Source organism: Pseudomonas simiae (assembly GCF_900111895.1).
GTDB lineage: Bacteria > Pseudomonadota > Gammaproteobacteria > Pseudomonadales > Pseudomonadaceae > Aquipseudomonas > Aquipseudomonas simiae.
Window position 1 is genome coordinate 690,160 of sequence record NZ_FOKB01000001.1, and the last position, 22,725, is coordinate 712,884.

Consider the following 22,725-nt stretch of genomic DNA (forward strand, 5'->3'; position numbering starts at 1 on the left):
TTGGGGTTAGGCTGCTGGGTGTTGCGCTGTATCGCGGAAAACATCCATCTGCGCCGCGCCGTCGAGCCAAGCGGCCGCAATCCGGCGTTCAGCCATTGCGGCATATTCCGGGTTCAGCTCGCACAAGATCGATTTGCGACCTTCCTGCATGGCGACCACCGCTGTAGTGCCGGCACCGCCGAAAGGGTCAAGCACGATGCCGCCGAGTGGCGCGCCGGCCAGGATGCAAGGTCTAATCAGGTCCGGAGGGAAGGTCGCGAAGTGCGCCCCCTTGAAACCTTGCGTCGGCACCGTCCACACACTGCGCTTGTTACGAGTGTCCAAGGGCCACGCACTTTCCTCGCGCTCTGGCCGGTGTGTTCCCAGTGACTGCCCTGGGATAGGTTGCTCTCGCTTTGAATCATCGCGCTTGAAACTATCCCGCTTGCTGCGCACCGCTTTCATTGGGCCGTTTGACTTTCCGGGCACTCGATCACTGCCGCGCTGTTGCTCGAGATCCTGAGCCATTCGTGTGATCGAACTCAGCGCTACAGGCTCCCTGATCGCATCTTGGTCATAGTAATAGCGCGGTGACTTGCTCAAGAGAAACAGGTACTCGTGCGATTTTGTGCACCGGTCCCTGGTGGACTCAGGCATGGGGTTCGGCTTGTGCCAAATGATGTCCTGGCGCAGGTACCAGCCATCATCTTGAAGGGCGAATGCGAGGCGCCAGGGGATACCCATCAAGTCTTTCTGTTTGAGCCCTACGGGCGGTGATCGTCGCGTGCCCCGCAGCACCGCGCCGCGCGTAGACTGAGAAACCATGTCGTGCTTACCTGCTGAACCACCAGGTGCGTATCCGCCTGCGATTGATGCGTATGTGTCGCCCATGTTCACCCAAACTGTCCCGTCATTGCGCAGAACCCGGCGCACTTCGCGGAACGCTTCAACCAGGCGCTCGATAAATTCAGCGGGTGTTTCCTCCAGGCCGATCTGGCCGGCCATGCCGTAGTCCCGTAGCCCGTAGTAGGGCGGGCTGGTCACGCACATCTGAACCGACTTGTCTGGCAGCGTCCGCATCGACTCAATGCAGTCGCCGATCAAAACGCGATGTTGTTTCATGGGCGAGTTCGTCCTTGCCGCTATAGCGGCTGAAAGTTGTACATAAAATTTTTGTTCGTACAGATGTTGCGACCAGTTATCAGATACCGTTTCCACACGGTTGCACTTCGTTTGCACGGGTCTAGTTTTGTTCTCTACTGACCATCACATGATTGGGCGGGAGGGCCCTATGAGACTTCGAGGCGATATTTTTTGGGAGTGGGCAGACCCCGAGATCCACAGCCGAACACACGATGAAACTTTCAATGATGGGACTCACATCGATGTGCAGGTCAGACTATCGCGCACCGGTGAAACACAAATGTTCATCGGGATATATGGTCCTGACGGAATGGCTTTGCATGAAGAGGCTGATGACTCACACCCACGCGAATCGATGACCAGGGCATTGGCTTGGGGTGTCGGTCGAGCTCGTAAACTGGCTGCTGACGTAGGCGCTATTTCAAGCCCAGCTCGTCGTCGAAGCAGCGGCTGACCTTGAAGGGGGCGGCTATTCGTATCTAACTACCGGAGTCGGTGACATACTCAGTGCATAGGAATAGCGGCTCGTAGCTCCGAGCCAGCACCTCTCGGGACTGCGTGTCCAAAATGCATACCAGTGATGATTTTCGATTCAAAGCCCATCAACACCTACTTGATCTAGACGCAACCACAAACCAGCTGATGATGCTGGTGGTTGCAGCGGAGGTTTCAGGTCCACGATGGAGCGAAGCTTTGATGCGGCAGAAATTGGCTTATGAAGCTTGGGCTTCGATCCTTACCGGAGTTCAGATAGATCCGATGCCAGCGTTTGATGGCCGACCGGCCGAATCGTTAACACCCTCCTCCGACTAAGGGGGAGGCGAGTTATTGCGTAGCGGAGTACGGATGTACTCCTAATCGGGATTTGGCGCTTCGCTTACGGAACTCGTAAACCATGCTGCGCAGATCCACCAGCGATTCCTGCAGATCGCCGCGGGCGGTATCGATCGCTTCGAAAAACTCGTCTTTGCCGTCGTCGCCACCCTCATCTACGGCCAAGAGGGCCAGGCCATATGCCTGGAACTTCGCTAGGACGTCATCGGCTGACTTGGCCATGTACTCGGCGTGCTCGATGGCATAGGCCTCTGGTGATCGATCGGCCTGCTCGGCGCTCAGCGGGTTAGGCGAATAGCGCAGGGCTGACTTGTATGCGGAGTCGAGCGCGTCATCCAAATCACCGCCCGCCTTCTTGGCCTCGTTGAAGGCAATGATCATCTTTGCCCGAACGTCGTAGCAGCGTTCAACCGGCATATGTGCCACCGGCTCGCCCTCGGGCTGGGCGGCTGGCACGAGGAACGGCACCCACACATAGCCGTCACGTTCTGCACGCTCAATCGCCTTTTTGTCAGGCGGATATGCCACCGCCTGGTGGCCCACGACAAAGCCGTCATGCTTGCGTGTCAGGTTCCAACCTTGTGACAGGCCGGTTGGCTTTGGATCAGCCGGTTTGTTTTCTGTAGGCATGGGGAGTCCTTGCCGGGCCAAGCCCGGGTGTTGGAAGGAAGACAGAGAGCGGTTAAAGTTCAGCGATTACCGGGGAGGGTAGTCATGAGCTGCTATATATGCGGGTATAACGTTGCGCCTATAGTGCTACCGGACGTTGAGGAGTATTCGTGCCCGGCCTGTGGACACTACCGGATTACCGGCACAGCAATTGAGTTGCTTAAGCTGCATCCTTGGGAGTTCGATATATACCTGGCACGTCGGTGGATAGCTGATCAGCAGGATGAGTCCTGCCCCCCATTAATCAATTCGGATATTGTCACCAGGCTTTTATACGTTTAAGCCGATCTCCTATCGACAACTGCGCGTTTCCGTAGACATTGGAAGTCCTTGCCGGGCCATGCCCGGGCGGTGGAGCAGATTGATTTGAACTGCTGATTCCACCGGGTGCCGAAACAGCTACCACCCAGAGGACATAGCAATGACTGAAGAAAAGAGTAAAGAACCCGAGCAAGAAACCCCGGCGCACTCGACTGAGGAAGAGCGGGAGCGTTTGAAGGACTTCAACAAGGACGGAATTCCGCCTGGTTCAAGCTAATCATCAAGCCGCTTGCGATCGGCGTTGTTCCGTTCGCCATGGGTCGTTGGCCCGTGCCAGCGCTGCCATCGGCGGCGGGCTGACGCTGTTGCCGCACATGTGCACCTGCTGAGTCTTGGTGAACGGTTTGCCGTCGGCGCCGTGGCTGATGATGTAGTCCGCCGGGAAGCCCTGTGCCTTGTACAGTTCCGACGGCTTCAGCATCCGCAGGCAGATGTCGACGATCACGTAGGGCGTGCCCTTGACCATCACGGTGACCATCGCCAAGCGGTCCTTGGTGGTGATCGTCGGCGCCGGCGAGTCGCAAGCGCTGATGTTCTCCGTGCCGTAGTAGCTGATCAGGAACGCAGCAACGCGGAGGGCGCCGGCTTCGTGTTCTGGCGAGAGCGTGAGCGATACCAGTGAGCTCTTGCCCCCGCCACCAGCAGTAATGGTTGGTGCTGGATGATCCAGGCCCTGGCCCACGCTGCCGCCGAATGCCCGCTCCATGAAAGCGCTGACCAGCCCGTGGTGCTGGCCGCTGGCGCTTACGGTGTGTAGCGGGTCGTTCACGTCCCGTGCATCGCAGTTGCCGCGCAGGTGCACCAGGTTCGCCGCCACTAGTTGCTGCTGGCTGCCGGTGTTTGTGACCGTGGTCATCGGGTCTTCGATGCTCTTGGCGTCGGTGGTGTTGAAGCCGCCATTCATCTGGGCCATGAACACCGTGGAGATGCCCATAGCGTGAGCGGCACCGGCCGGGCGCTGATAGTTACCGCCGCTGGTGATGGTCGGCAGAGGCTCGTCCAGCGCCTTGCCCGCATCGTTGAATCGGAACTTCACCAGGTGCGCGGCTGCGAGAGCGTGCTTCACGCCGCCAGCGACCACGGTGCCCAGTGGTTGATCCAGACCAGGCACTCGCGGCACCTGGCCAGGCCGCTCGCCGTACCCCGACTGAATCAGTGTGGGGCTGATCAGCGTCAGCTCGCCGCGATTGGCGCAGGTCACCGTCGGCAACGGGTCGAGCGGGTCGTTGATTCGGTCGCTGCCCTGGTGCGTGGCCGGCGCGATGATTGGGCTGACCACCGAGAAGGCGCCGCCCTTCGGGTAGGAAGTGACGGTGCGCAGCGGCTCATCGGCCGACTGCACCGTTTCCCCTGACCAGTTGGCGATCGGCACGATAAATGGCGCCGCGCTGTCGATGACGAACTTCTTCATACCCTTGGCAACTCGGCGCAGGGTGGCCGGGGCCAGGTCTTTCTTGCGGCCGAAGATGCTTTTGCCCAGGTCGCTGAAGTCGATGCAGTCAGCAGCCGTTTTCCACTTCTGCTGGCCCTTGGTGGGGTTCTTGGCGTGGGTCGGCTTCGGCCAAACGATTGGCTGGCCGTCGCACCGGGCGATCATGAACAGGCGTTCCCGGCTGGTCGGCGCGCCGAAGTCGCAAGCCTTGATGACTTTCCACTCAACCACGTAGCCCATGCCTTCCAGCAGGGCCACGAATCGGCGCCAGGTCCGGCCGCGCTGCTTGGGGTCCGGCACCAGAAATTGATTGGAGACGGGAACCTGTTCTCCGGGAGACGCAATTCGATTAGTGGTTTTTCCTTTCTTCGTCGGATGGGGAACCTTATCCAACGTTACGACGCGGCCGGTGGCCTTGTCACGCTTGGCGATCAATCGGCCCCATTGAAGAATCTGCTTCACGTTTTCTAGGCTGATCACTCGCGGACGCTTCATGCCTGCCCACTTGATGCCGATCCATGAAAGGTTTCGGATCTCGCGCTTGCGCGGCTGGCCGCCAGCGGCCTGGCTATGATGTGTGCAGTCAGGCGACATATGGAACCAGCCACAAGCCTTGCCACCGCACTCGGTGTCCGGATCACCGTCGAACACGTCAGTGGTGAAGTGTCTGGCGCTTGGATGATTCACGGTGTGCATGCTGATCGCTTGCGGACTGTGGTTCTTCGCCACGTTTACCGTGCGGCCCAGGCCCATTTCCAACCCGGTACCGGCGCCGCCACCACCACAGAAGAAGTCGACAACGATCTCATCGTCCTGAGGGGTGAAGCCGAGTCCGTATTGGGTTTTGAAATCGAAGGGGTGTTTCTTCTGTTGTGCGGACATAGGGGATCCTCGCCGGCTGGCGTGATTCGTTGATATGGGGTATTACGGGTGACCGGCATGGAGCCGGATGAGTGAATTAGGAGCAGGTAATGGATGGGTGGTGGTGGAACGCACTATCGGCTGTAGGAACTCTTGCGGCAGTGGTAGTTGCGCTGTGGTTTTCCGTTCAGTCTGTCAGGTCAAATGGAAGGTCAGAAAAGGATCGCTCAGAATTGGCTGCTGCGAAGATGCTCAGCCCGCTTATGACGTTAGAGCGTAAAGCGGCTGCCCTATACGCGCACTTCAGTTTCGAAGGAGAAGACTTCGTCGATCAGCATCCGAATGTTCTGCTGGAAATTCAGATGCTTGAGGTCATGGCGAGGTCTATTTCAGTAGAAGATCTGTACCCGCTACTTCATCTCGAAGGTCACGCTGCAAAGAGGTCCGCAAGGGCTTTGGGGTTGATTCAGACTTTCTCCGACGATGCAGTCGCCATACTTCTGCATCCCTCCTGGGACCCTTCAAGAGGGCGTAAAATTATGCACAAAAGGTGGGCTGGAATGCTGGCCGAAGTCAACGATCATCTCTCGATTGCTGTTACGGTTTGCGCAGCGGCAGCTTCGACCGGAGCACCTAGACCTATGGCCGAAGAAACACGTAGCCCTTAATGCTTACGCCCCCGTTATGCTTCTTCGGCGTCGAGTCTTGATGCTTGGCGCTGGCCGATGGCGTAGAGTTCTGCCGCCACATTTTCGTTAACGACGATTTTGTGGCGCGAACGAAGCGCCTCCCGTGCGCCATCGCGGCCGAGTGAGTGGACGTAGCGCAGGGTTCCGGCCATTACCGATGCTTGCTCAGTGTCTTCAGTCCATTCCATCAGGTCGGCGAGCATCTGCTTTTCGCCAGCCCGAACCCGGTGCCGAAGCTCTTCCTCGCCAAGCTCCTTCCGTTTCGCCGCGCTTTTTGCAGATCGCGCTTTCTGATCCATGGCCATGGCCTACCTCTTCTATTCCGCTGGCCGGCAGTGCAGGCCAGGTTTGACGTTTGCGTTGCTGGGTACGGGCTACGCGGCGCATGAATCGACCTTCACCTGGCGCCAGGCGCCGACCGCTTCGAAGATTTGCGCCGCATGGGCTTCGTCCAGCGAGATCGCTTCAGGGATTGCAATCCAACCCGAGGCCACCATCTGGCTTTGGTTTGCCTCGTCGCGCAGCTTCTTGTAGCAATGCTCGATCACGTCTTCCAGGTGGTCGGAGAGGTAAACGCCATCGGGCGCTACCTCCACTGACTTGCTGTAGCGGTCGCCGCGGGCGTCGATGCAGAGGGCGCTGAGGTAGATCGTCCACCGATGGGGAATGCCGCAGACAGCCTGGCCGATCTTCCCCGGCGCGATGTTCTTCAGCGACTTGTAGTTGATCATCCCCTGGCGGCCGCTGGGGTCGATATTGACCACTGCGACGTGGTTGGCGGCCAGCAGCGACCGGCATGACCGGTCAATGCGGGCTTTTAGGTTGTGGGGTTTGCGCTTGCTCATAATGCCTCCGCGAGTTTGCGCAGCGCTTCACGCTCGGCCCGGGTGATGGGCGGCTTGCGGCGCTTGAGGATGGTTGTCGGATTGATGAATTCCGAACGCTTCGCCGGCGCTGGATTGATCGCCGGGCTATCGCCGATGGTGAGCTTGCCGCCGTCGGCCAGGTGCCGACGGACCTGACTGGAAAGCTCCACCGCTTTCTCACGCCGGAACTCGATATCTGATCGGAGGTTGCTGATCATGCTGCCGCCTTGGCCAGCGTCACCCCGGCCATGCTGAAGGTTGATCCCTGCGCCGCGACCATCGCGTCTAGCGCTTCCCAGTTGACCAAGAGGACGGTGATCGGCGCCTGACCATATGCCACGGCTTTCACCAGGGCCTCGAAGTCTGTCACGTTGGCCTGCAGCGCTACCTGCTCCACGGTGTGGCTCGCCGCAGGCTTTGTGGCCTGGCCGACGGGTGCCGCCTGTACCGGAGCGGTGCGGACAGGCTCTGGTGTCGCCACCTTCTCCACGACCGGCTCTGGCTTGATAGCTGCCAGTCGCTGGGCTTCCTGCTCTTCGGCGATGCGCTTCGCGTCGGCCTTTGCCTGCTCCGCCTTCTGGTGTTCGGAGATTCGGAATTTGATCAGCGTCACCAGATCATCGTTGGCCTTGGTGACCAGCTGCTGCACGTCGCTGAACAGGAAGGCATGATCAACGGCGAGCTCTGCCAGACTGGTCAGGTTCAAGCGGATGCTGTCAGCGGCCTGACTTGCATCGATCTTCGCCCGGGCCAGTTCGGTATCGACTGCGTCCTGGAGGCTGGCGATGGTGCGCTTGTTCTTCATGGCGCCGGCGAAGTCCGAAACGACATGAGGCAGAGTGACGTTGCCCAGCGTTTTGTTGATTCCGGCGATGTGATCCGCCAGCGCCAGTTCGGCTTTTTGCTTGATGTTGGTCTTCACCAGCAGCTCTTGGGCCTTCACAAGTTTGTCGACTTTCAGGCGCGTCTCGCGGGCATGGGCACTGATGCGATCCAACGACGAAAACAGTTCGTCGATGCTCTGGGTCTGCGACAGGGCCTGCTTCTTGGCGACGGCGACAGCCTCTTCAACATCGCCGCACCACTTGACTGCTTTCTTCGCGTCGGCGAAGTCCTGGTCGGTAGAGAGTGTGGTTTTCACCGAGTCGATGACAGCCAGCGCCGAGTCTTCAAACACTTTCAGGTTGCTGGCGGTGACCATGCCGGTCAGCTCGATGCGCAGGGCTGGCAGCTCGTCGGGTGCCTTGCCGACGACGATTGAAGGCGCGTCGGCCAGCTCGAAGTTGACCAGGTCTGCCTCGAACTGTTTCCAGCCTTCAATCAACTGGGCTGCGCGCCCGGCGACTGGCCGGTACTCCATGTGCACGAAGTTCTCCGGCGTGCCGTCCGAGCAAACAAAGATGACCCGCTCAGCGCCGCTCACGAGCAGTTGCTGCTCAAGCTGCCAGTAGTAGTGCGGAGCCAGGTCGCCAGCTTTCACCTGGGCCACGACCGACTCATTCCACAGTTTGTGCTCGAACAGTGTCTCGCCGAGCATCGTGGCGCCGTCCATGGAGGCCAGCAGGTTGCCCTCGGTCGCAACGATCGGATAAAGCTCTTCGCCGATCAACGCCTCAGTCAGTGGGCGGGCCAGGGCTTCAGTGGCGTGGCCTTTGTCGAAGATAAACTGCTGAGAAGGCGTGACGTCCGGCGTGATGCCGGTCTTTTTGGCCGCCAGCAGATCGGTGCGGGTCTGGTACTTCGAGACGCCCATCATTGCTGGTGCTTCTGAAGCGGTGCGGTACTGAGCGCGGAGGGCAAGCCACTCGGCGGAGCCCTGAGCTACGTTGTGAATTTTCATACTGCGTCTCCATCGAGAGCTTTGAGGTTCGTGATTTTTTCAATCTGCGCCGGGCTCAGCGTGTACTTGCTGCTGATGGTCGCAATGAGGTGTTCAGGGCTGGTGCGGTTCGAGTCGATCAATGGCTGCCACTTCACGATGTTCTCGGTCAGTAGGTCGTCGGAGTAGGCGGGCAGCGCTTCCGGTTCAGACTGGGCTTGCTGTCGTGGGCTGACATCGCGCGCCGGTTCCTCGAATGCCTTTCCCTCCATCTCATCCGCCGTTGGCGCCGATCCAACTTCAGGGAATGCTTTACGCAGGGCCTGCGCCTCGGCGCATTTGGCGAGCTGGGCAAATGCTCGACGCTTCCACATGGCGTTGGGCGCCGCAGTGTCCTTGCTGGCTGTTGCGTAGTTTTCGATCCAGCGCTCGTTGGCTGTGTATTCGGCCACCATGCCGTTGCTCATCTGCCGCTTGACGGTCACGCGGCACCATTCGGGATACGTGACTTCTACGCCGCTCAGCTTCGCCGTTACTGGAGGGCCATACTCAGGCTCGCTGATTCCGGCGTACTGGCCGGTGCGTGCCGCTTGGATGCGGTACAGGCCGATGCCAGGCATCACTGTGTCCTGCATCTTTTTCGTCTTCGAGTTCCAGATCGGGACGATGTGCACCGGCTTCAACATTGGGTCCAGGTGGGCCGCCTGGCAGTAAGCCAACACCATCACTACAGAGTTCTTTTCTGCGCCGGGATAGAGGCTGCTGCTCAGCACTTCAACGAGCGCGGCCTCCGACATCGCAGGCGTGTTGTCGTCCTGCTTCATTACTGCGGACATGGGGATTCCTTGCCGCGATGCTCGCAGCGATGAAAGGGGTAGGGGAAATATGAGTTGATAAACGTTCTTATTCGTATTTAAGATACGTAATAACATATCGACTCAATGCAAGGAGCCTCACCTATGAAAGTGCTGTCCTCACTCAAAGAAGCTAAAAACCGTCATCGCGACTGCCAGATCGTGAAGCGCCGGGGCCGGATCTACGTGATCTGCAAATCCAATCCTAAATTCAAAGCGCGGCAGGGCAGTGCGAAGAACAAGAACAAGAACAAAGGGAAAGGTTGATCATCTCTGCTGCTCAACCCTATAGCGCAGGACCTGGAGGACGCGACCGCCGTAACCAGGTTCTGCATATTGCTCAATTGGTGCACCGTAGAAGCCGCGGCGCTCTGCCAGGCTGTACGCCTCGCGTAGGTTGTGAGCGCTGATATCCTCAAGCTGCTCGTCGATCAGTGATTGGACTGGTGCAGTAGTCATGGCCTTCTCCTTGTATATGCGCCGCTGATTCTGATGTGCCCGCGAATGGTTTTTTCGACGAGTGACGTGTCTAGATCAATGGTTCTAAGGACATTAGGGGTTGTCACCTCAGAATTTGGTGTTTACTCTGAAAATGTTCGAATTGTTACGAATAATTTCGGAGGCGCCTGTTTGTGAGGCGCGATACTTCAGGACGAGGAACGAAACATGTTTTCACACGAAGGTCCCGCAATAGAGCTGATGGTGTTGGTTTTTTGCCTGGCTGGGCTGCTTCTGGTTGCTTGGTTAATTCACCATCTGTACGAGCGTAAAAATGGGAAAGGCGTTAAAAAACAACAAAATCGTAACGCAGGTCGTTCAACTTAGGATCGTTGCAGTTCTATCCATTTGAGCCAGCCGCTTCCGGCTGGCTTTCAGTAACCAAGCGCTGTAGTGGTGAAATTCATCCGCTGTGAAGGTGCCGCTGGTGAAGTGACACACTATTAGTTCTTCAACCAGTGCCTCTGCAAAAACTGTGGAGTCGGGATGATCCAAGGCGAGCAGGGCGGTCGAAACTTCGACGTGCGGGCTCATAACTCGTCATCCACATCGTCTTCTGCCTCTTCCCGTTCCGCTGCTACAGCGTCTTCGGCGTATGGCCTGAGCAGCGCGATAGCGATCTTCTCGACCGCCTCAATGGGGCGCTGCTGGCCCAGCAAGTCGGCGGCGTGGGACCGGGCGTCACCCTGGCTGCCGAGCATGGCCGACAGCAGCAGCCGGGCAAATGAATCGCGCTGATCCAGGCCGTCGATCTGGCGCTGGTTCAGGTGGCCTTGCAGCACCGTGCAGAACCGGTCGAACGTCACCACCTGCGGCTGGCCGTAGCGGCGCTTCCACTTGATGTCCATGCCGCACACTAACTGTTCCGCCGAGTGTTCCAGCCACTCCTGCTCCGCGCTCGCCTCGCTGACCTCTGGAGGCAACTGAGCGTCGTAACGCTCCTGGCATATCTTCAATGCTGCGTTCATGTTTGCCTCCAGGGGTCGTTATTCGGTGGGGATCGGCTTGAAAAGCTCAATCTCGTCGATTGGGTAGGCGCCGTTTTGCTCGCCGTAAAACCAGCGCTTGCGGTCGTTCGGCCTGGTGACCTCGACGCAAGGTTGCTCAACGCCATCCAAAATCATCAGGTATGAGGCGCCCGGCTTGGCGTCTGGCAGATCCTCAACCTTGATCCAATCGCTCATGGCGACCTCCAGTGTTTGGGGTTAGGCGGATGCGGCGTTGGGCACAGCTTCACGAAAGCGCGACGGGCTCCAGTCGCAAGCCTCATCAGCAGGGATGTGGCCGAACATCGCGGTGCAGCGACGGCAATGCACGCAGTCGCCGCAAGTCTTGCCCTCGGGTAGGTTCATCTGGTCAGCGTTATCCGCCGACCGTGGGAAAGGCACTCTTTGCTCGCTCATGAATGTCTCCGTTGATTCGTTGGTTCACCTGTATTCGTCAACACTCATGCCTCCCGCTGGTTGCCGATGGGCGCGGGGGAGGAGTGCTGACGTAATAGAGGTGGGGAAGAGGGCCCAGGCCCGCTACTGGCGACGGCCTGGGTTTGATGCGTCAGCGGTGTGGCCCGTTGCCCGCTGCTGATTGCAGGGCTGGCCGGTCGTCTTCGGTGTGGGCTTCGAGCTTCCTACTCACAGCGTCAAACAGCATCTGTTCGCCGTGGATCACAGGTCCTTACAACATGCACGCTACAGCTCTGAATGCCCTGGCTGAGTGGGGCAGGGTGCATGAGGTCCGGCGTTCCCAGCCGAGGCTATTGGGATCGCTAATTCAAATCTTTTGGGGCTGGCCGTGACCCGCTACTGGCGTCGGTCACCGGCTTGAATCAAATGTTCTTCCAGCCGCGGGCCTTTCGGCTTGTTCTCCCGCTGGATAACTGTTCTTGGCGCTTTACGCTGCACGCCCGGGTCAGTTGCCAACCCTCTGAACCGTTTAGGCCGGTTCATCGCTGCCTTTGAATCTGGGCCGGTGGTGATCCGGCAAGGGGTGTAACCAAAGAGCGGCGGGCGAAGGCCCTTCGCAGTGGCTGTGTGTCGCTGCGATGGATGAACTATCACGCATCGTGTTTATTTAGTCAACACGATGCGTGATTTATTTTTGCGAATTAACACGGCAGGTCTCGGTTACGTTTTCGGGAAACGTGGGATATGATTCGTTTAAGACTGTATGCATATACAGTATTCAATCGGGAGGTGATTTCATGGCGAAACAGCAGGCGGCACCGGCAGCACGGCAGGAAATGAGTGGCATGGAGCGCCTTGCGCTGCGCGTCTCATCGATGATCAATCACCCGGTAGCGCAGGCGCAGCGCTGGGTGACGATTCATCGCCTGGACACGGACGGGGATCGAGAGTGGGAGCAGGTGCTGAGCGTGATCGCCGAAACTGACGAGCTTGAGTTGACGCTCAATGACGACGGCAGCGTGACGGTGAGGTGGGAGCAGCAGGAGGTCGAGGCGACGGGAAGGGGAGAGGTCAAGTTTGAGCCAGAAGAAGAGGCGGCTCCTTTTTGACAGGCGTGAAAAAGCCCGCACGTAGCGGGCTTAGATATTTATGGGAGGTCTAGTTTGAGAACTTCACCTCGGTCGCTAGGGCCTCTTTGGCTGCCTGGTATGCGGACTTAGCCTGTTGATCTGTGGTGCGGTAGGGACTCATGGTGGTTAGGTAAGCCGACCATTTTGCATACAGGTCTTTGCTCAACTCAGCTTGCCTAGCTGGCAACTTAGCTGTCTTCAGACGGTTCACTGCCTCATCGCCCTGAGCCCTGGCATGCTTGAAGCACTCAATTAGCGAGTTGCTGTACTCAGCTATCGCCAGGCGGTTGTTATATCGAACCGCATAGCTACCTGTCGTTGCCTCGAGGTCACACTGCCATACTGGAAGATCCAACTGGCGAGAGAAGTTAATGGCCTCCGGCGATTTCGGGTCGTACTTGAAATCAATAGGCTTAAACACGTGGGGATACTTGGATGGAGCCGTAGGTGCTGGGCCCTTTTGTTGGGGCGCCACGCAGCCAGCCAAGGTCATCGTCAATGCAGAAAGTAAAGTGCAGGTTTTTAAATGCATGGTATCCCTCCCATAATTGAGCCCGCACCTTACCATTCGTGGCGTGCAGCCACCATTGTTGGGCCTCAATCCGGGCCTTGGGCTTTCAACCTGGCTAAGCCCTGTTTGATGTGCCCGGCATTCTCGCCGATCGTCTCCAAAGCGCCACGTACGTTGCCGCCGACCTCAGCATTGCCTTGTCCTTCGACGAGCAGCGTAAACTCCATTAGTGCAGCCTCCAGGGCGAGTTGGTTCTCATAGATTCGCTCAAGGGTGTCTGGGAGTGAATATTCGGGATGGGGCATAGCTTTGGCTCCAGTCATTGATGCTGGAAGAGTAGTCGACGGCTGCTTGGGAGCGCGAGCAAATCGCAGACAAAGAAAAGCCCGCGATGGGGAGGGCGGGCTTAAAGGGATGATCGCTAGGAGCTGTGGTAACCGTAAGCGATCAACTGTGAAAAAATCTTGAACAGGTTTATCAATACTTTCTTAACGCGATAGCGCTACTTCGGCTGATCAATTATTTCGCCATAGCCCGGGGGTATAATGGGTGCCAATGACCCAGCGCTAGCTTGGATGGCAGCTTTTTTTTCGATAGCTGCTCTGTTTGCGGCATCAAGAACTAACTGCGCTCGTAGGTTATGCAATGAGAGCATTCCGTCAAACAAACCTATCATTTTTATTAATACAAAACTAAAAGTTGCAGCAATTAAAAAGCAACAAATACTTGAATATGTCATTCCGTGCCATTCGGTCGAAATTTTTTCAAGTGGAGATTTTAATGCAGAGCTTATAATTACAACTAGCAATGCAGCTACGGTGGCACTGAGCAGACCAATCCAATAGTGCTGCTGCCTCGTTAGTGATGCCACAATCCTCTTGGCGTCATTCGGAGTAAGTCGATCTGCCTGCACAAAATTTGCTGTTATCGGCATGACTTGCATTAAAGATGCCGCTAGAAATCCGAGAAATGCAATTAATCCTTCTTTCATGTCAAACCAAAATGAAAGCGGCGTGAAGTACGCTGCTGCAACTCCTGATAAAAGTGGTAGCAATAGCGATGCTATCATTCTCTTTGTAGGTTGCCGCATATTAATTTACTCGATGATTTTTCCATTGGCGACAAAGGTTGAATAAGCTTCAATTGTAGCACGTAAAACGTCAGTAGGGTCTAAGAGCGATCCTATTATCTCATTGTTACCGTCCATGGAGGTTATTAGCTTTACTGATGCATTATGATGAAGCTTGATAGTTCCATCACTGCCGATTTTTCCGCCTTTAGCTCTAACCTGTAACTGACTATCCGGCAGATTGCGTAGTCCTGTCTCCAATTGGGTAAGGGCTACACGATCAATTCGACGCTTCTTGGTTTTGAATCCGATGTGGACTTGAACGTCCAACTCCGCATCTGGAGGCACAGACTGCATGAGAGACGCTACGTTGGCTTCCCCCCCTAAAAGTTCAGCGAGAATTTTACGAGCGGTAGCCCACCCAGTAGTTCTTCCTGTATCGATTTGGCCGTGCTCAGTGACTTCGCTTATCTTGTCAATGGTTTCAGGCTGCTCTCTATTGTTGTCAAATTTCAGAGGTGGAGGTGTAGCAACGCCACCTATGATAATTTCCTGGATATCAGCTAAATCTCCACCCATATCGCCAATATCAAATTTTGATGTCAGAGTTACTTCATTTTCCGAGCCAAGAGTTGTGGACTTAGTCTTTAACAACCACGCTAAATATCCCTCAAGGTCAGCAGTTTTTAGCGACATACTTTGAACAACGAATGCATGATCGTCTTTGATCATCCAGAACATTTGAGAGTGTACGTATTCCGACTGTTCAGGCGCTTTCAGTTGCTGAACTGGGACAGATTGTGCTTTCTGATCAGCTGTCTTGGCCAATGCCTGCAAATGGCCTTTTGAAAAATGAAGTATATCCCCAAATACGAAACCTAAACTTTGAGAGGAGTCTTGATACAAGTTTATAAAATAGTTGTCTGTTCCCTCTTCGCGAAGGCGCTCTAAATATCGATGTTTTAGCTGTATCCCGCCGTCCACGGGGTAGTCCATTGCAGACCTTATCATCTCTTCTAAGCTGTATTTAACACCTGAAGGACGTACAAATTTTCGATACTGTATTGTGATTTGTTTTCTTGCGTTTGACATTGCTAACTCTCCCTGTATTAGATGTTGCAAGCTTTTTGTGTTTTTGTGATTTTTTGTAAGAAACTAATTTTGTGTCAATCAAGAAATTGCTTTTGTATTTTTATTCGCGTCGCTTTTCGTGTTCGCATTCATCTTTATCACGCACTTGCTTCAGTTCAGCTCCACTCATCTTTATTCGCGGAGCCCATATAAGTAGTTCAGCGCTATCAGCTCAAATACAGCCACAAAGGTGCAGGCCACAATGAAACCAGGGCTGAAGACTCGCTTGCGGCCGTATGAGCTTCCATCAAGCCCGGCCGCGTCGGAATAGCCGGGTATCATCATAAGCAGCGCCAGCCAAGCAATGACCCCGACCTTGCTCCAGAAGCTCTGCACTCGCCATGCAGTCATTGGCTCATCCTGGGCAGCCGCATCAGGAAAACCAGCCATACCCAGGACACTTCATTGCTCGGAGGCGATGCAACAGCCCGTTAGATTCGGGAAAATCATAATCCGAAGTGCCGAGCTTGGAACGCTGTGCGTATTGCAAAAAGTCCTCAGCCTGCTGGCGATCTGCGGCAAGCTTGAAGGTACGACATTGCTCCAGACGCTCAGCTTCTGTCACAGGCATCGGTACTGCGTCGATCTGTTTTTCGTACTCAGTTTTTTCTTTAGGCGTGCTGTAGCAGCCGGAGATAAATAGCGGCGCGACTATCAGTGTCGCGAGCCGTAAGGCATTCATTTCACATTCCCTTGTGCACACGAGCGCTACTCAGCTCGCATTAGTTTGATTTAGGTTGCCGCGTAAGACCATGCGCCTACTCGGGCTTGCTCCGGATTATTTGCCCCGCCTTTACCTCATTCGCATATCCCACCAGCCTGTCGGCTTCCTCATAAAGCGTACCCACAAGACCCATCAGGGCAATGGCGTCGGCATCGCTGAGCTTTTTCGCCAGTTTGCCCAGGTCGACACAGGACTGTTCTAGGTTGAATGCGATCGCCTTGAGGTCGCGACGTAGATGCTGGTTGGGTTTGGTCAGAGCCATGGCGTTATACCGGTTGTCCGTTCCACACGTAGAGCACCCGGGCCAGGATGTGGGTGTCGTCCACCCGGATGTCTTCGGGATCGTGGTGCTTGTTGTCCGAAATCATCTTGAAGCGATCCTTGCCTTTCTTTTGCAGGCGCTTCACGTACAGCATCTCATCGTGGGAGAAGAGGTAAATGCCATCACCCGTGAACTCCCGGATAGTGATGTCGACCAGTAGCGGGTCGCGATCCTTGATGGTTGGGGCCATCGACTGACCCCACCCAGTGATCATCTTTAGGTGGAAGTGCTCTTTGAACGTGACGCCGAGGTCACGCAGGTGCTTTGGGCTGACCCTGATGTCCTGGAGCATTTCCGGATATTCGTGCGGGATCTGTCCGCCGCCCATCGCTGCGCGCACGTCGTAGTGCGCAATCCAAACCTCATCGCCAACCTGGCCTGGGCGGGAGAAGTCGACCGTGATTACGTTGCTCGAACCAAGCTCCCGCGCGGTCTCGTTGACGGCGTCCTCAATCATCCTGCGTGCGTCATCAGTAAGATTCTTGCCGTGCTTTGCCAGCATCAGATTCACGATTTCAGCAGTGGACGAGCGAGCAGCCTGATCAGCTGAATGGTCTGGTACGCCTGGCGGCTCATTTTGCGTATCTAGCAGAAGCTCGGACTTCTCGACGCGTAGCGCCTTAGCCATCAGTTCTATATCTGCAAAAGACGGCTCTCGCGTCCCGGCCTCGTAGTTTCCCACCCGGGATTGCGACCAGCCGCAAGCCTCAGCCAGTTGAGCCTGTGATTTTCCAGCATTTTTACGTGCGCGTTTGATGCGCTCAGCTAATTCGGTCATGCGCGGGATTCAATCACGTATTGAAATACCCGGCTTTCACTTATTGTGTTTGCCTTTAACACGATGCGTGTTTATCCTTGGGCCAAGAGCTATAGGAGCGATTTCCATGAACCACGTCCGAAACATTCGAGAGAAAGCCGGGATTACCCAGGCTGCCCTTCGGCGGTCGCTTGGGTGGAATCAATCTCGCCTTGCTAATTACGAGTCCGGCCTTCGCTGTCCGGGGCTCAGCGAGGCACGACTGATCGTGTCTGCATTGAACGCCTTGGGTGCCAAGTGCGTTCTTGATGAGGCATTTCCGCCTGCGGGCGTTTCATCCCAGTCCGCCGCCTGACATCCCTGTTCGCCGTTCAATTGAAGCCAGATTAAAAGAGAGCAGTCCCCATGCAAACGTCCAGTTCCAGACACACCGTACAAACCCGTGATCAGGTGCTGGTCGCCCACGCAGCAAACCAGATCGCACGCACCAGCCTGAGCCAGGACGACTTCGCCCAGGCGCTAAGCCGCGAGCTGTACCTGTCGATCCCTGATCGCGCCAAAGAGAAGGTCGTCCCTGATTTCAATTCGCCCCAACTGACCGGCGACGTGAGTGAGTTCGTGAAGGCGACCGGCCGCTGGCTCAAGCGTGTACAGCGCTGGCTGAACGGCGATCAGGAAATGCCGTCATGGCTGGAAGAGTCGTGGGTCAACGCCCTTGAGCCTGAATTCCGCGATCACTGCCTGAACGAGCTGGCGAGCCGACACGGCTTGACCGGTGCCCGCCAGATGACCAGCGAACAATGTGCGAACAAAAGCTTTGGTGCTTTGATCCGTGCTCTGGGTGATGTGATTGACACCGGCAGCGAAGTGTTTGACGACCAAGTCATGTGCGAGCAAGACCTGCCGCACTTACCGGCCTTCGCCAAGCAGTGCCGTCAGGTTGAAGCGAAGGCAGGGGAGTTGCGCCGCAAGGCTGAGGCATTGATCAACGGCAAGCCTGCACTGAAATCCATCGCCTGAATTCCAGGCACAAAAAAGCCGACGTACGAGGTCGGCTTTTTCTACAGCGGTAAACAACTGGAGCGAATCATGCACCAACACACTGAATCGATCAATACCCCCAACAATCTCGCGCCACGTTTTTCGCAATCTGAAAACGTGGCGCGCACAACGATGTCGTCCCGTGAGATTGCAGATTTGACGGGCAAGCGTCATGACCACGTCATGCGTGACATCCGCAACATGCTCTCAGAGCTGAAAATCACTGACCCCAAATTTGGGGGCACCTATATGGACGGCTCCGGGCGCTCAATGCCTTGTTTTCATCTGGATCGCGAACTTACAGAAACCCTGGTGACTGGCTATAGCATTCCGCTTCGCCACAAGGTCATCCGCCGACTTCATGAGTTGGAGGATGCTCAGGCCGCCAAGCCTGTTGCAATGCCGTCCTACGCAGAGGCTTTGAGGCTATACGCCGATCAGATCGAGCAGACGGCGGTTCTGCGCGTCGAGAATCACCAACAAGCCACAAAGATCCATTCGCTTGAAAACCTGTTCAAGGAAGGCATGACCCACACCCAGTTCTGCAAGGGCCTCAATGGCGTCAACGTAATGCAGGTGGGGAATTACCTGGAAGCACGGAGTTGGCTCTACAACGAGAGCAAGTCCGGCACCCGCCACCGTGTTGGCTCGTACGCCCGCGACAAGTACATGACCGAACACCAGGTTGAGGTCACCCCTCACGGCAAAAACCCCTTCATCTCCTACACGCCAACCCTGCTGAAGAAGGGTGCCGCGCGCCTGTACGACCTGTACCTGGCCGGCGAACTACCCATGAAGAAGACCTGGGACGGCCTGTTCACCCACGACAAAGCACAGAGGGCCGCGTAATGGCCGGGGACTGGATCAAAATGCGAATCGACCTTCAGACGCATCCGAAAGTATTCCGCATGGTGTCCGCATTGAAAGCGGACAGGTTGCGGATCATTGGCGGACTGCACATCGCTTGGAGCATCTTCGACACCCATTGTGATGATGGGGTGTTGGTCGGTTACACCGTGGACGCAATGGATGCTGTGGTGGGGTGGCCAGGCTTTACCCAGGCCATGATTGACGTGGAATGGGCGGGCATTCAAGACGACGGAAGCCTCGTAATGCCTCGCTTTGAAGAGCATAACGGGGCCAGCGCCAAGCGCCGCGCCAATGATAACGAGCGCAAGCGCAACGACAGAAAGGCGAAGAATGTCCGAAATGTGTCCGCTAGTGATGCGGACAGTTTGCGGACCAGAGAAGAGAAGAGAAGAGAAGATAAAGAACAAAAGCCTTATGGCGATGATGAGGTAGATCACGCTGAGTCGTTCGCGCAGTTCTGGGCCCTGTACCCGCGCAAGGTGGGCAAGGAGGCTGCGCGCAAAGCGTGGGACAAGCTTAAGCTGACCAACGAGCTTTTCGATTCATTGGTTCAGGCCCTGGGCGCGCAGTGCCTCACGACAGACTGGATCAAGGACGACGGCCGGTTCATCCCGCACCCATCGACGTGGATCAACGGCAAGCGCTGGGAAGACGAAGTGCCTGATCCGTCGCCGGCCGGTAGCAACGTCCACCAGTTCACGCCGCGCCCTCAGTCTGGCGAACCAGACTTCAACAGCAACGCGTGGGCTGACGGCCTTGTGGCTCGCCCATGAAGCCAGTCAACCAACTGATGGCGATCATGGGCAACCTGCCCGCTGAAAGCCATGTCCGGCCGCTCGACATCACGCCGCAGACGGTCGAGGTAGTTAACGACTTGTTCCGCCGGCTACGCGGGATATTCCCTGCATGGCGCCAGGCGTGGCCGTCCACCGAAGCACTGGACGCTGCAAAGGCCGAGTGGATCAAGGAATTCGCCGACGCGGGCATCCGCACCCTGGAGCAGATCGAGTTCGGTATCCAGAAGTGCCGCAAGCTCAAGAAGCCGTTCGCCCCGAGCGTTGGTGAGTTCATCGCCATGTGCGCACCCGGGCCGGAAGACCTCGGCATGCCGGCTGTTGGTGACGCCTGGATCGAGGCGCTGATGACCACGTACAGCCACGAAGCGGTGAAGCTGGCCGCCGAGGCTACCGGTCTTTTCGATCTGCGCGGCGCGCGCCAGGAAGACAAGGGCTTGCGGGCCAGGTTCGACCGCAACTACGAAATCATCCTTCGTCGCGCCCAGGCCATGCAACCGCTCGACGGCCGGATCGCCACCGGCATCGGCCATGACAGCCAGAAGACCGAATTCGAGCTGGCCAACGAACTGGCCGACCAGCAGACCCAGGCGCGAATCCTTCAGCAGGGCATCCCTTCCGATGGCATGTCTGCCCGCGCCCAGCTGATGGCCAAGTTCGGCAAGAAGACCGCGGAGCAACGAGCATGACCATCGACAAACAAAAACTTCAGAAACTGCTCTGGGCCGAAGCCGCGTCATACCGGGCTGACTGCGCCGACTGGAAGCGCAACACCGAGGCGCTGGATGAGTTCCTGGGGGAGAAAACTGTGGGCGAGGTGGCGCTGGAGCTGCTGGCCGAAAACGAGGCGCTGCGCAAAAGTTCAGGGCGGTATGAATGGCTGCGTCAGTCCCGTAGCGGATACATCGAGGTCGTGGAATGGATTGGCCCCCATGCAACCGGGATGACCGGTGAAGACCTAGACGCGCTGCTCGACACCGCCATGGGCAAGGGAGAGCAGTCATGACTGACTTGAATAAACTCTCGCCGGCGGCTCGATCTGCCGCAATGCGTGGCGGCACTTCCGGGTGGGGTCAAGTCGGCGGTTTGGCTGAACACATCCGGTACATGGAGTTGCGGCCCAAGCGCCCAGGCCGTAAGCCGAAATGCAACTGCGGCTGTGGCATGCCGAAAACACACACCGGGTTTGCCAACGGTGTCTGCTTAACGAGTGGCTGCGAGCTTTACGTTCGCCGCTGGGTGACGGCTGCAGGAGTGAGGGTGAAGCCATGACAAAGCCAGCCAAGCCCCGCCCAATGCCCGTGTACTTGGTGCTGCGCCGCCTGGTAGATCCTGCCACCGGCAAGGAGGTGGCAGCGTTCGTGCCGTCCTCCGACGCAGACCGGTCGATCCTTCGCGAGCGGGATTTCCGGATCAACACGAAGATCCGCGCCGACCTCAAGCAGCCACGCAACCCACGGTTCAACGGCTTGGTCCACGGCCTGGGCCGGGTGCTGAGCCAGAACATCGACCGGTTCTCTGGCAAGCATTCCCACGACGCTATCAAGGCCCTGCAGCTGGAGTCGGGCGTGTACTGCGATGAGGAACTGTTCGACATCCCGGGCCTGGGCCAGCTCACCCGCAAGACACCCCGCAGCCTTTCCTACGACTCAATGGGGGAGGAGACATTCCAAGACTTCTGGCGCCAGTGCTGCGCGTACCTGGTGCTCCATGACTGGCCAACGCTCACGGAAGAGCGACTGACCGAAATGGCCGAGTTCGAAGCATTCAAGGAGGCCGCATGAAGCGCACCCCACTACAGCGCAAAACCCCACTTCAATCCGGTCCACCGCGGCGTAAACGTTGCCCTTCCTGTCGGGTGATGTTCACTCCGGCCCGCGCCACGCAAGCTGTGTGTGGGGAAATTGAGTGCGCCATCGCTCACGGCAAGTCCGAGAAGGGACGAGCTATTGCTGGAAAAGCATTGGCAGAATTGGGGCGCCGCGAGATCAAGGTGCGCAAGGAGACGCTGAAGACTCGGGCGGATCACCTGCGCGAAGCCCAGGCCGCGGTGAACGAGTACGTGCGCCTGCGTGACGCTCACCTACCGTGCATCAGCTGCGACTCGACGCCGAACGACAACGACCTCATGACCGGCAGCCGGTGGGATGCCGGGCACTACCGATCCGTCGGCGCCTGCCCGGAGCTGCGCTTCGAGCCGCTGAACATCCACCGCCAGTGTGTGAAGTGCAATCGCAACCTTTCCGGCAACGCCGTGGAGTACCGCATCCGCCTGGTGCTGCGCATCGGCGCCGAGAAGGTGGCTTGGCTGGAGGGGCTACACCCGCCTTGCAAGTACACCGTGGAAGAGATCAAGGCCATCAAGGCCAAGTACCGGGCAAAGACCAGAGAACTGAAAAAAGGTGAAGCCGCATGACCTATCGCAACGTTGTTTCAGCAGTAGTTCGAGCCCTCGCGGCCGAGACCATCAGTTCCGCCGGCGGCTGCGACTTTGAGCCGAAGGTGCAATGTGCCAAGCAGAAGGGGGAGATTGTCGGCAAGGAGGCAGCATTTCTGCAGGACTGCTGGGTGTTCGGTCGGCTACATAAGACGTTGACCCCGGCTCACTGGCGGGTGCTCGTTGCGAAGTACTCAACGCATCAGGAGCACAAGCACGACGCCATTCTTGAGCTGCTTAACTCGGTGTGCACGCCGGCGCCGAAACGCTTCCGGGAATGCGCTGTGCTGACCTGGGCCATTCCGCAAGTGGCAGGGGCCGAGGGCAAGCGCTCCGCCGCGGTGCTGCCGGCTGCCTGGTACGACATAGCCAACTGGGATAACGACGGCAAGCCGGAATCGACTCGTTATCGGTGGCGGTCTTCCATACGAAAAGCTTTGGATCGTCAGATGAATGAGGCGCTGGTGGCCGCTCAAGAGCTCCTTGACGCGGAGGGGCTAATTGAGACGTTCGCTGCATAATAAATTGCCGCGGCGATGAACTGGAAAGGTGGCCTATATGACCCCAGCTT

The 22,725-nt window shown here is 57.1% G+C and carries 35 protein-coding genes; 14 read left to right on the forward strand and 21 right to left on the reverse strand.

The window, feature by feature from the left end:
• Positions 1 to 6 precede the first annotated feature (6 nt).
• On the reverse strand, positions 7 to 1,101 hold the full coding sequence (locus BMZ57_RS03225) for a DNA-methyltransferase (RefSeq protein WP_069672448.1): 1,095 nt from the start codon (positions 1,099 to 1,101) through the stop codon (positions 7 to 9).
• Positions 1,102 to 1,270: 169 nt separating this feature from the next.
• On the opposite strand from BMZ57_RS03225, the gene BMZ57_RS29695 reads away from it, so the two are divergent.
• Positions 1,271 to 1,576 (forward strand): hypothetical protein, encoded by a 306-nt coding sequence (locus BMZ57_RS29695; protein ID WP_074900392.1) that lies wholly within the window; start codon positions 1,271 to 1,273, stop codon positions 1,574 to 1,576.
• 371 nt (positions 1,577 to 1,947) lie between these two features.
• Here BMZ57_RS29695 and BMZ57_RS03240 read toward each other — a convergent pair whose 3' ends face one another.
• The gene (locus BMZ57_RS03240; RefSeq protein WP_021491178.1) at positions 1,948 to 2,586 is read right to left on the reverse strand and encodes a hypothetical protein; all 639 of its coding nucleotides are present in this window, start codon (positions 2,584 to 2,586) and stop codon (positions 1,948 to 1,950) included.
• A gap of 580 nt (positions 2,587 to 3,166) precedes the next feature.
• On the reverse strand, positions 3,167 to 5,260 hold the full coding sequence (locus BMZ57_RS03250; RefSeq protein WP_069672449.1) for a DNA cytosine methyltransferase: 2,094 nt from the start codon (positions 5,258 to 5,260) through the stop codon (positions 3,167 to 3,169).
• An 89-nt stretch (positions 5,261 to 5,349) separates the two neighbouring features.
• Here BMZ57_RS03250 and BMZ57_RS03255 point away from each other — a divergent pair, with 89 nt between their 5' ends.
• Entirely contained in the window at positions 5,350 to 5,907 is a 558-nt protein-coding gene (locus BMZ57_RS03255) for a hypothetical protein (protein WP_021491176.1), read from the forward strand.
• 14 nt (positions 5,908 to 5,921) lie between these two features.
• On the opposite strand, the gene BMZ57_RS03260 is transcribed toward BMZ57_RS03255, so the two are convergent.
• The 5 genes from BMZ57_RS03260 to bet all read right to left on the reverse strand — a co-directional run bounded on the left by BMZ57_RS03260 (position 5,922) and on the right by bet (position 9,437).
• Positions 5,922 to 6,233 carry a hypothetical protein gene (locus BMZ57_RS03260; protein ID WP_021491175.1) on the reverse strand — a complete coding sequence of 104 codons (312 nt, stop codon included), beginning with the start codon at positions 6,231 to 6,233 and terminating at the stop codon, positions 5,922 to 5,924.
• 69 nt (positions 6,234 to 6,302) lie between these two features.
• Complete coding sequence (locus tag BMZ57_RS03265; protein WP_069672450.1) at positions 6,303 to 6,773, reverse strand: hypothetical protein; 471 nt, start codon at positions 6,771 to 6,773, stop codon at positions 6,303 to 6,305.
• Complete coding sequence (locus BMZ57_RS03270) at positions 6,770 to 7,012, reverse strand: hypothetical protein (protein ID WP_069672451.1); 243 nt, start codon at positions 7,010 to 7,012, stop codon at positions 6,770 to 6,772. The genes BMZ57_RS03265 and BMZ57_RS03270 overlap by 4 nt, the downstream gene beginning before the upstream one ends.
• Positions 7,009 to 8,634, reverse strand: a complete 1,626-nt coding sequence (locus BMZ57_RS03275) for a YqaJ viral recombinase family protein (RefSeq protein ID WP_069672452.1) — start codon at positions 8,632 to 8,634, stop codon at positions 7,009 to 7,011. The genes BMZ57_RS03270 and BMZ57_RS03275 overlap by 4 nt, the downstream gene beginning before the upstream one ends.
• Positions 8,631 to 9,437, reverse strand: a complete 807-nt coding sequence (gene bet, locus BMZ57_RS03280) for a phage recombination protein Bet (protein WP_069672453.1) — start codon at positions 9,435 to 9,437, stop codon at positions 8,631 to 8,633. Before bet ends, BMZ57_RS03275 begins: the two co-directional genes overlap by 4 nt.
• A 135-nt stretch (positions 9,438 to 9,572) precedes the next feature.
• On the opposite strand from bet, the gene ykgO reads away from it, so the two are divergent.
• Complete coding sequence (gene ykgO / locus BMZ57_RS03285) at positions 9,573 to 9,734, forward strand: type B 50S ribosomal protein L36 (protein WP_069672454.1); 162 nt, start codon at positions 9,573 to 9,575, stop codon at positions 9,732 to 9,734.
• Here ykgO and BMZ57_RS03290 read toward each other — a convergent pair whose 3' ends face one another.
• Positions 9,735 to 9,926 (reverse strand): hypothetical protein, encoded by a 192-nt coding sequence (locus BMZ57_RS03290; RefSeq protein ID WP_069672455.1) that lies wholly within the window; start codon positions 9,924 to 9,926, stop codon positions 9,735 to 9,737.
• A 207-nt stretch (positions 9,927 to 10,133) separates the two neighbouring features.
• On the opposite strand from BMZ57_RS03290, the gene BMZ57_RS29445 reads away from it, so the two are divergent.
• On the forward strand, positions 10,134 to 10,292 hold the full coding sequence (locus BMZ57_RS29445) for a hypothetical protein (protein WP_167337371.1): 159 nt from the start codon (positions 10,134 to 10,136) through the stop codon (positions 10,290 to 10,292).
• Here the strand turns inward: BMZ57_RS29445 and BMZ57_RS03295 are convergent.
• From BMZ57_RS03295 to BMZ57_RS03310, 4 genes are read right to left on the reverse strand one after another with little or no spacing between them, the layout of a single operon-like run.
• Positions 10,284 to 10,499, reverse strand: a complete 216-nt coding sequence (locus BMZ57_RS03295) for a hypothetical protein (RefSeq protein ID WP_044287520.1) — start codon at positions 10,497 to 10,499, stop codon at positions 10,284 to 10,286. The two genes, BMZ57_RS29445 and BMZ57_RS03295, sit on opposite strands and share 9 nt — an antisense overlap.
• Positions 10,496 to 10,933, reverse strand: a complete 438-nt coding sequence (locus tag BMZ57_RS03300) for a hypothetical protein (RefSeq protein ID WP_069672456.1) — start codon at positions 10,931 to 10,933, stop codon at positions 10,496 to 10,498. Before BMZ57_RS03300 ends, BMZ57_RS03295 begins: the two co-directional genes overlap by 4 nt.
• 18 nt (positions 10,934 to 10,951) lie before the next feature.
• On the reverse strand, positions 10,952 to 11,149 hold the full coding sequence (locus tag BMZ57_RS03305; protein WP_069672457.1) for a hypothetical protein: 198 nt from the start codon (positions 11,147 to 11,149) through the stop codon (positions 10,952 to 10,954).
• Positions 11,150 to 11,170: 21 nt separating this feature from the next.
• Positions 11,171 to 11,368 carry a hypothetical protein gene (locus BMZ57_RS03310; protein ID WP_074900400.1) on the reverse strand — a complete coding sequence of 66 codons (198 nt, stop codon included), beginning with the start codon at positions 11,366 to 11,368 and terminating at the stop codon, positions 11,171 to 11,173.
• A 797-nt stretch (positions 11,369 to 12,165) separates the two neighbouring features.
• On the opposite strand from BMZ57_RS03310, the gene BMZ57_RS03315 reads away from it, so the two are divergent.
• The gene (locus BMZ57_RS03315; protein WP_069672458.1) at positions 12,166 to 12,477 is read left to right on the forward strand and encodes a DUF1654 domain-containing protein; all 312 of its coding nucleotides are present in this window, start codon (positions 12,166 to 12,168) and stop codon (positions 12,475 to 12,477) included.
• Positions 12,478 to 12,526: 49 nt separating this feature from the next.
• On the opposite strand, the gene BMZ57_RS03320 is transcribed toward BMZ57_RS03315, so the two are convergent.
• From BMZ57_RS03320 to BMZ57_RS03350, 8 genes are all read right to left on the reverse strand, one after another.
• Complete coding sequence (locus tag BMZ57_RS03320) at positions 12,527 to 13,030, reverse strand: hypothetical protein (protein ID WP_069672459.1); 504 nt, start codon at positions 13,028 to 13,030, stop codon at positions 12,527 to 12,529.
• A 65-nt stretch (positions 13,031 to 13,095) separates the two neighbouring features.
• Complete coding sequence (locus BMZ57_RS03325) at positions 13,096 to 13,314, reverse strand: hypothetical protein (protein WP_010211456.1); 219 nt, start codon at positions 13,312 to 13,314, stop codon at positions 13,096 to 13,098.
• Between the two features lie 197 nt (positions 13,315 to 13,511).
• On the reverse strand, positions 13,512 to 14,099 hold the full coding sequence (locus BMZ57_RS29050; RefSeq protein WP_139136433.1) for a hypothetical protein: 588 nt from the start codon (positions 14,097 to 14,099) through the stop codon (positions 13,512 to 13,514).
• A 6-nt stretch (positions 14,100 to 14,105) separates the two neighbouring features.
• Complete coding sequence (locus BMZ57_RS03330; protein WP_069672460.1) at positions 14,106 to 15,170, reverse strand: hypothetical protein; 1,065 nt, start codon at positions 15,168 to 15,170, stop codon at positions 14,106 to 14,108.
• 171 nt (positions 15,171 to 15,341) lie between these two features.
• Positions 15,342 to 15,560: a hypothetical protein gene (locus BMZ57_RS03335; RefSeq protein WP_069672461.1), complete on the reverse strand. Its 219-nt coding sequence runs from the start codon at positions 15,558 to 15,560 to the stop codon at positions 15,342 to 15,344.
• Between the two features lie 22 nt (positions 15,561 to 15,582).
• Positions 15,583 to 15,891, reverse strand: coding sequence for a hypothetical protein (locus BMZ57_RS03340; RefSeq protein ID WP_069672462.1), 309 nt, complete (start codon positions 15,889 to 15,891; stop codon positions 15,583 to 15,585).
• 76 nt (positions 15,892 to 15,967) lie between these two features.
• Positions 15,968 to 16,195 (reverse strand): hypothetical protein, encoded by a 228-nt coding sequence (locus BMZ57_RS03345; protein WP_069672463.1) that lies wholly within the window; start codon positions 16,193 to 16,195, stop codon positions 15,968 to 15,970.
• Positions 16,196 to 16,199: 4 nt separating this feature from the next.
• Complete coding sequence (locus tag BMZ57_RS03350; RefSeq protein WP_069672464.1) at positions 16,200 to 17,033, reverse strand: XRE family transcriptional regulator; 834 nt, start codon at positions 17,031 to 17,033, stop codon at positions 16,200 to 16,202.
• Positions 17,034 to 17,139: 106 nt separating this feature from the next.
• On the opposite strand from BMZ57_RS03350, the gene BMZ57_RS03355 reads away from it, so the two are divergent.
• The 9 genes from BMZ57_RS03355 (at position 17,140) to BMZ57_RS03400 (ending at position 22,675) form a co-directional block, all read left to right on the forward strand.
• The gene (locus BMZ57_RS03355) at positions 17,140 to 17,367 is read left to right on the forward strand and encodes a helix-turn-helix transcriptional regulator (RefSeq protein WP_074900406.1); all 228 of its coding nucleotides are present in this window, start codon (positions 17,140 to 17,142) and stop codon (positions 17,365 to 17,367) included.
• Positions 17,368 to 17,417: 50 nt separating this feature from the next.
• Entirely contained in the window at positions 17,418 to 18,032 is a 615-nt protein-coding gene (locus BMZ57_RS03360) for a DUF8585 domain-containing protein (RefSeq protein WP_042570966.1), read from the forward strand.
• A 69-nt stretch (positions 18,033 to 18,101) separates the two neighbouring features.
• Positions 18,102 to 18,902: a Rha family transcriptional regulator gene (locus BMZ57_RS03365; RefSeq protein ID WP_042570965.1), complete on the forward strand. Its 801-nt coding sequence runs from the start codon at positions 18,102 to 18,104 to the stop codon at positions 18,900 to 18,902.
• Complete coding sequence (locus BMZ57_RS03370; RefSeq protein WP_069672465.1) at positions 18,902 to 19,696, forward strand: LvrA C-terminal domain-related protein; 795 nt, start codon at positions 18,902 to 18,904, stop codon at positions 19,694 to 19,696. Before BMZ57_RS03365 ends, BMZ57_RS03370 begins: the two co-directional genes overlap by 1 nt.
• Positions 19,693 to 20,406 (forward strand): replication protein P, encoded by a 714-nt coding sequence (locus BMZ57_RS03375; RefSeq protein WP_069672466.1) that lies wholly within the window; start codon positions 19,693 to 19,695, stop codon positions 20,404 to 20,406. Before BMZ57_RS03370 ends, BMZ57_RS03375 begins: the two co-directional genes overlap by 4 nt.
• A complete protein-coding gene (locus BMZ57_RS03380; protein WP_010211443.1) occupies positions 20,403 to 20,723 on the forward strand; it encodes a hypothetical protein in 321 nt (106 codons plus the stop codon). The genes BMZ57_RS03375 and BMZ57_RS03380 overlap by 4 nt, the downstream gene beginning before the upstream one ends.
• 262 nt (positions 20,724 to 20,985) lie before the next feature.
• Positions 20,986 to 21,501: a hypothetical protein gene (locus BMZ57_RS03390; protein WP_010211442.1), complete on the forward strand. Its 516-nt coding sequence runs from the start codon at positions 20,986 to 20,988 to the stop codon at positions 21,499 to 21,501.
• On the forward strand, positions 21,498 to 22,133 hold the full coding sequence (locus tag BMZ57_RS03395) for a recombination protein NinG (protein ID WP_069672467.1): 636 nt from the start codon (positions 21,498 to 21,500) through the stop codon (positions 22,131 to 22,133). Before BMZ57_RS03390 ends, BMZ57_RS03395 begins: the two co-directional genes overlap by 4 nt.
• The gene (locus BMZ57_RS03400; RefSeq protein WP_044287502.1) at positions 22,130 to 22,675 is read left to right on the forward strand and encodes a hypothetical protein; all 546 of its coding nucleotides are present in this window, start codon (positions 22,130 to 22,132) and stop codon (positions 22,673 to 22,675) included. Before BMZ57_RS03395 ends, BMZ57_RS03400 begins: the two co-directional genes overlap by 4 nt.
• The last annotated feature ends 50 nt before the right edge of the window (positions 22,676 to 22,725 follow it).